Here is a 6558-nt window from a genome sequence, read left to right on the forward strand (position 1 = left end):
ATCTGAAGACCATTCAGGAGCAACCGCTCTATTTGCAGGTGAAATTTACCGAGACGGGAATGAATGGAAGTTTTCAGCAACTGGAGATGCAACGAGAGATACTGGATTAGGAGAAATTGCAAATAAATATACAAAATAAACAACTTGAAAAGAGGGAAACGAAATGGCTATTAATCTTTCAAAAGGACAAAAAGTAGATTTAACAAAAACGAATCCAGGATTAACAAACGTAGTAGTAGGTCTTGGATGGGATGTAAATAAGTATGACGGTGGAAACGATTTTGATTTAGATTCATCTGTCTTTTTATTAAACGGAGCGGGAAAATGCGCTTCAGAATCTGATTTTATTTTTTACAACAATACGACGGGTGCAAACGGAGCGGTTGAGCATACAGGAGATAACCGTACAGGCGTAGGTGAAGGAGACGATGAGCAGGTTCAAGTAGATTTGAAAAATGTGCCTCAATCTATTGAACGTATCGCGTTCACCATTACGATTCATGAAGCGGAAGCGCGCGGTCAAAACTTTGGCCAAGTAAGCAATGCTTACGTTCGTATTTTAAATGCAACAAATGACGAAGAGCTAATTCGCTATGATTTAGGTGAAGACTTCTCGATCGAAACAGCCGTTGTAGTAGGAGAGCTGTATCGACACGGCGGAGAATGGAAGTTTAATGCTATTGGCAGCGGCTATCAGGGCGGTTTAGCAGCACTTGTAAAMGACTTTGGTTTAAACGCCTAATCATTAAAGTAAGAAAACGTAYGGAGGATGTTTTTATGTCAATTTCTTTATCAAAAGGTCAGCGCATTGACCTAACGAAAACCAACCCAGGATTAACAAAAGTAATAGTAGGCCTTGGATGGGATACAAACAAATATGCTGGATCTCAGGATTTCGATTTAGATGCATGTGCATTTTTAGCCAATAAATCAAGTCAGGTTGTAAATGACGAGGAGTTTGTTTTTTACAACAATTTAAAAAGTCCAAATGGAGCTGTGGAGCATACCGGTGACAACCGTACGGGTGCAGGAGATGGAGACGATGAGCAAATAGCCGTTGATTTTTCCCTTCTTCCTGACCACGTTGAAAAAATCGGAATTAGCGTCACGATTCACGACGCAGATGCTCGCGGACAAAACTTTGGACAAGTATCCAACGCGTTTGTTCGTCTGATTGATGCTGAAACAAATGAAGAAGTACTGCGCTATGATTTAGGTGAAGATTTTTCAATCGAAACAGCTGTCGTTGTATGCGAGCTATACAAGCACGGAAACGACTGGAAGTTTAATGCCATTGGCAGCGGATTTTCCGGTGGCTTGGCCGACCTTTGCCGCAACTACGGATTATCCGTATAAAAAAGGCATGGGATAAATGAAAAAGAAAGGGTGCTTTAACGAGTACCCTTTCTTTTTAGCATGTATATGTCTGAAAAGAAAGGAGCTGTAAGGCGTGAGTAAACTAATTGATCCTCATATCATTAATCTTAACGAGCAAAATGGAACTTCTCTTTTTTCTCAAGATGTTTCTCTGAGAGGTGACTTTATACAAAATGAGCAGCAAACTTCCTACAAACAAGTGGCGGGAAGATATGTAGGCACCCATCTTGATGCGGACGAGTACGCAGCTTTTCTTTATGAACTTGCGCATTCATCATCATCGATCCTTATCCTGCACGATAAGCTTGATAAGTCCATTTCAAATGATAGATTAAAAGAAGTACAAACGATTCTTAAAATTAATCAAGAAGAACGCGGCCTTTCTGTCAATCGACTGTTTGCTTTTTTAGAAGGAAAAAAGCTGATTGTGAAGTCAGAAAATCCCGCTATACATAGAAGAATACGCGAAAAATTTATTGAAACGTTAACGTGTTTTAAAGAACAGCACGCAGACGGTTTTATGGACGGGCAGTTTCAACGTGTATTAATCGATTTAATAAAGTGGCAGTGGAATCATGTGAAGTCTTGGATGGTCGATCAAGCATTTCCTGAACACGCGCCTCGCATCATGTGGTATGGAGATGCGAATAAAAGCGAGCGGTATTTTCTCTATTATTTAATTTTACTAGGTTTTGACGTCCTTACCTTTCATCCAGAGGGAAAGGACCATTTAAAAAAAGTAGATGAGAATCRGCGCTTAACAACTGTTTATACGTTTCCTTCTACTAGCGCGCTTTTACCTTTTCCAACGGATAAACCGGTTCGAAAAGGTACGGTAGCATTTCGAGCTTCTCAAGAAATTGAGCAAGTGCTTCATTCAGAGGAGTCTATGCTGTATAAACCGTGGCAATTTCGTTCGTATTTTCCAACTTCAGTTACTCTTAAAACGACGTATGATGAGATTTTTTTATTAATGAGAGAACGGGCGTTTATTCGTCCTAATTTTGAAGTGTCAAAGCCATATGTACAAGTGCCGGTTCTGTTTTCAAAAGTGCTTGGCATTTCCAAAAACCGAAAAGAGTACTGGAGTAAAGTGCATGAGCTCATGCAAACAGAAAATGAGTTAGCTCTGACTGTTGATTCTGTTCCTTTTGCTAAAAAAATAGAAGGAAATAATCACTTTCACTACCAAGGCGCTCTCGGAAGTGATGGGACGCTCAGTCCTGATAAAATGATTGAAAGCAACTGGTGGCGCTATAAAGAACTGCCTATCGGGCTTCAGCAAGGGCTAGCTGCAGCTATTTCCAGATACTGTGCACATTCAAAGCTCCTTCGGTTGGATCATGAAGATGCGTATCAGCATCAAATGTACTTGTTTAATCAGTCTTTGAAGCTTCCAAACAACGTGCTTCGCATGCTTCAAAAATTTGATTATACGCAGCACGTCCCTCGGCTCATTATCTATCACGGAAATGAACATGAAACGTTTACGCGTGAAGATGCAGCTTTACTGCTTCTGTTAAATGAATTTGGCGTTGATATTGTTCTTTTTAATCCGACCGGTCAAATAGATATAGAAGCGTTTGTCGAAGAAAAATATTTCGATATACATTGGCTAGAAGATATTAGCTTTAATGAAGAATTCAAAGAGCCGTCGCTCATTCAAAAATGGTTAAAACGAATCTTTTAAAGAAAGAAGGGTTTTTAAATGGCAACAAACGAATTACAGCCTTTAGATGTAAACGAAGCCGAAGAAGTTTTAGAAACAAAGCCTAATGAAGTAAAAGCAAAACTGCGAGAAGAGCCGGAAGTACGTCGCTTAGCAGAACAAATTGATTATAAAAATCAGCTGGCTTTACTTGAGTATGGGAAAGAAACAGCCAATGAAATTTCCTCGTTTTCCGGAAAAGTGCTTAGTACAATTAAATCGTCTAGCATGGAAGAGTCAAGTCAATTATTAAAGCAGCTTGGAAAGATTATGGACAAATTCGATGCAAAGGATTTTGTTGAAGATAAAGGGTTTTTCTCTAAGCTTTTTAAACGCGGTCAAAAAATAGTGGATAAGCTGTTTCAAAAATATGAAACAATGGGCTCTGAAATTGATAAAGTATATGTAGAGATTACAAAATATGAAACTGAAATGAAGCATTCAACCACGACGCTTGAACAGCTTTACGAGCAAAACTATCAGTATTATATGGAGCTTGAAAAATACATTGTAGCGGGCGAAGTAAAAGTAGAAGAGTTAAAACAAGAGCTAAAGGTGCTTGAAGAAAGAGCGTCGAGTGGAAATCAGCTGGCGGCAATGGAGCTTCAAACCTTAAAAAATGCGGTTGAGCTGATGGAGCAGCGATTATATGATTTAGAAATGGCAAAACAAGTATCTTATCAATCCGCTCCTCAAATCCGTATGCTGCAGCGAGGAAATACAAAGCTGATCGGCAAAATCAATTCTGCGTTTATTACAACGATTCCTATTTTTAAAAATGGACTTATTAACGCAATCGCAGCAAAACGTCAAAATTTAGTAGCGGAGTCTATGAACGAATTAGACAAACGCACAAATGAGCTGCTCATTCGCAATGCAGAAAACATTTCACAGCAAAGCGTTAAAATTGCCAAAATGTCCGGTGCTCCTAGCGTAAAAGTAGAAACGATGGAACAAACGTGGAATATTATTATGAAAGGAATGCAGGAAACAAAAGCAATCGAAGAAGAAAACAAACGCCTTCGTGAAGAAGGACTTGTTCGCTTAGCGCAATTTCAAGAAAACTTCAAGGCGCTTGAACATAAGATGTAACGAAAAAGCGGGAATCTTTACGATTCCCGCTTTTTTTGCCTATACGTTTGCTGGAAGTCTGAACCGTAAGAGATTAGTGAAAAGCGTGAAAGGGTATCAGATATAAAAGAAGTATTATCCAAAATAAGATAGTTATTTCCAGAAGACGTTTATGTACTTTTATAATTTAAGTTAAAAATGCAAAAAACTTAATTATTTTAAGTTTTTTTGCTGGTTTTTAACTTTTCTTTGCGCTACAATTAGCTCATATCAAAGTAAAAAAGGAGGGTATTCGGGTGTATCAAGAGCAGCGCATGAGTGCGATTATTGAATACCTTCACACACACCGCACGATTACATTAGACGAAATTTGCGATATGTTCACCGTTTCAAAAGATACGGCGAGACGCGATTTAGTCAAGCTTGAAGAACACGGTGAGGTTATGAGAGTTAAAGGCGGAGCGACGCTATCGTCAAGTCATATCATTGATTACAGTGAGCGAACGCCTACCAAAGCCAAAGAACAAATTGCTAAAGAAGCAGCTTCGTTAATGTCGGAGGGGTATGACGTGCTTTTAGATACGTCTTCTACCATCTCACTGATGGCGAAGTATATGGATGTAAAGCATGTAACCGTTATTACAAATTCCATTGATAATGTGGATTTGCTCGATCAATATACGCCGTGTGATACGTTTTTGCTGCCGGGCAAGTTTAACGGGAAAAACCGTAACGTCACCGGGCCAAGAACGATTTCTACGTTGCAGGAATACAAAGTAGATCAGCTGTTTTTAGGTACGTGCGGGGTTGGTGCAGATGGTATTACATCTCCAAGTGAAGAAGAAGCATTTTTAAAAAGACAGATGATTCAATGTGCAAGACAAGTTATTATGCTTGCGGATCATACGAAGTTTGAACGTGAATTTTTACATCGAGTATGTGATATGAGCGATATTGATATCTTAATCACAAATAAAGAGCCAGAAGCGGATGTAAAAGAAAAAATAGAACAAAATCAAGTGCGGCTTATCGTAACAGATTTTGATAAAGGAGAGGAAACACAATGAAGAAAATAAAAGTAGGATTAGTAGGGTACGGATTTTCAGCAACGGTCTTTCACACGCCGCTTTTAAGCGTGTTAGACGAATTTCATATTTCAAAGGTAATGAGCTCAAATTCTGAAAAAGTAAAGAGTGACTTAGAAGATGTTGAAGTAGTGAGCACTCTATCTGAACTTCTAGAAGATGACAGCATTGATTTAGTTATTATTACAACGCCTAGCGGCATGCACTATGAAATGGTGAAAGACGCACTACGCGCAGGCAAGCATGTAATTGTTGAAAAGCCAATGGTTGTATCAGAAAAAGAAGCAAATGAATTAATTCAATTAGCAAAAGAACAAGATGTTCAACTAAGCGTCTATCATAACCGCAGATGGGATAATGATTATTTGACGGTGAAACAGCTGATTGAAGAAGGGAAATTAGGCGACGTTAAAATGTATGAAGCGCATTTTGACCGCTATCGTCCAGCTGTTCGAGACCGCTGGAGAGAAAATGAAGGACCTGGGTCAGGAGCGCTTTACGATTTAGGCTCTCATTTAATAGACCAAGCCTTACACCTTTTTGGAATGCCTGAATTTGTTCAAGCTGATGTATTTGGTCAGCGAGATCATGCACGTACGGATGATTACTTCCACGTAGTGCTTGGATACGGTTCTCTTCGCGTTATTTTACATTCAAGTGMCATTGTGCCAAGCAACGGGCCGCGCTTTCAAGTTCACGGAACAAAAGCAAGCTATATTAAATACGGCATTGACGGCCAAGAAGATATGCTAAGAGCCGGCAAGAAGCCTGTGGACGATACGTGGGGAGCCGACAGCCCTGAGCACTACGGAAAGCTGACAACTGGCGAAGGCGAAACGAAAGAAATTCAAACGCTGCACGGTTCTTATGTGACGTATTATCAAAAAATTGCCGACAGCCTGCTTCGAGGAGAAGAGCTTCCGGTTTCAGCAGAAGAAGCTCGTGACGTGGTTAAAGTTATCGAAGCGGCATTTGAAAGCAGCAAAGAAAAACGAGCGGTTTATTTTAACTAAGGAGCGAGAAACAGTGTGTAATCATTCGGCAGAGAAACTGCTTGAAAAAGTAGTTCAGCAAGAAAAAGAACTGATCTTTCATCAATTTACAAACGATCAGGCGTTACAGATCGGAACAGCAATTATTAACGAAGCAAAAAGTAAAGGGAAAGCTGTTACGGTAAGTATTAAACGAAATGGTCAAACTCTCTTTCAACATGCGATGGAAGGGGCCATTCCCGACCATGAAGAATGGATTAAACGAAAATCAAATACCGTTCTTCGCCACCATCACAGCTCGTATTATATGAAGCTGTACTGCGAG

8 protein-coding genes are annotated in these 6558 nt (G+C 39.7%); all 8 read left to right on the forward strand.

Annotation, left to right across the window (positions count from 1 at the left end):
- Nucleotides 1-139, forward strand: a 139-nt coding sequence (locus AC1DRF_RS13680; protein ID WP_477740934.1) for a TerD family protein, incomplete at its 5' end; no start/stop codon positions are given.
- 24 nt (nt 140-163) lie between these two features.
- Nucleotides 164-742 (forward strand): TerD family protein, encoded by a 579-nt coding sequence (locus AC1DRF_RS13685; RefSeq protein ID WP_477740930.1) that lies wholly within the window; start codon nt 164-166, stop codon nt 740-742.
- Between the two features lie 35 nt (nt 743-777).
- Nucleotides 778-1356, forward strand: a complete 579-nt coding sequence (locus AC1DRF_RS13690) for a TerD family protein (protein ID WP_013057395.1) — start codon at nt 778-780, stop codon at nt 1354-1356.
- Nucleotides 1357-1450: 94 nt separating this feature from the next.
- Nucleotides 1451-3067, forward strand: coding sequence for a YceG family protein (locus tag AC1DRF_RS13695; protein ID WP_477740931.1), 1617 nt, complete (start codon nt 1451-1453; stop codon nt 3065-3067).
- Nucleotides 3068-3085: 18 nt separating this feature from the next.
- On the forward strand, nt 3086-4177 hold the full coding sequence (locus AC1DRF_RS13700) for a toxic anion resistance protein (protein WP_097823197.1): 1092 nt from the start codon (nt 3086-3088) through the stop codon (nt 4175-4177).
- A 275-nt stretch (nt 4178-4452) separates the two neighbouring features.
- Entirely contained in the window at nt 4453-5223 is a 771-nt protein-coding gene (locus AC1DRF_RS13705; RefSeq protein ID WP_427076375.1) for a DeoR/GlpR family DNA-binding transcription regulator, read from the forward strand.
- A complete protein-coding gene (locus tag AC1DRF_RS13710) occupies nt 5220-6254 on the forward strand; it encodes an oxidoreductase (protein ID WP_477740932.1) in 1035 nt (344 codons plus the stop codon). The genes AC1DRF_RS13705 and AC1DRF_RS13710 overlap by 4 nt, the downstream gene beginning before the upstream one ends.
- Before the next feature lie 13 nt (nt 6255-6267).
- Nucleotides 6268-6558, forward strand: a 291-nt coding sequence (locus tag AC1DRF_RS13715) for a heme-binding protein (protein WP_477740933.1), incomplete at its 3' end; no start/stop codon positions are given.

It is taken from the genome of Priestia sp. P5_B4, from assembly GCF_056400385.1.

Coding starts and splice junctions, on each gene's coding strand:
- AC1DRF_RS13690 (WP_013057395.1), top strand. CDS start 778: ATGTCAATTTCTTTATCAAAAGGTCAGCGCATTGACCTAACGAAAACC.
- AC1DRF_RS13700 (WP_097823197.1), top strand. CDS start 3,086: ATGGCAACAAACGAATTACAGCCTTTAGATGTAAACGAAGCCGAAGAA.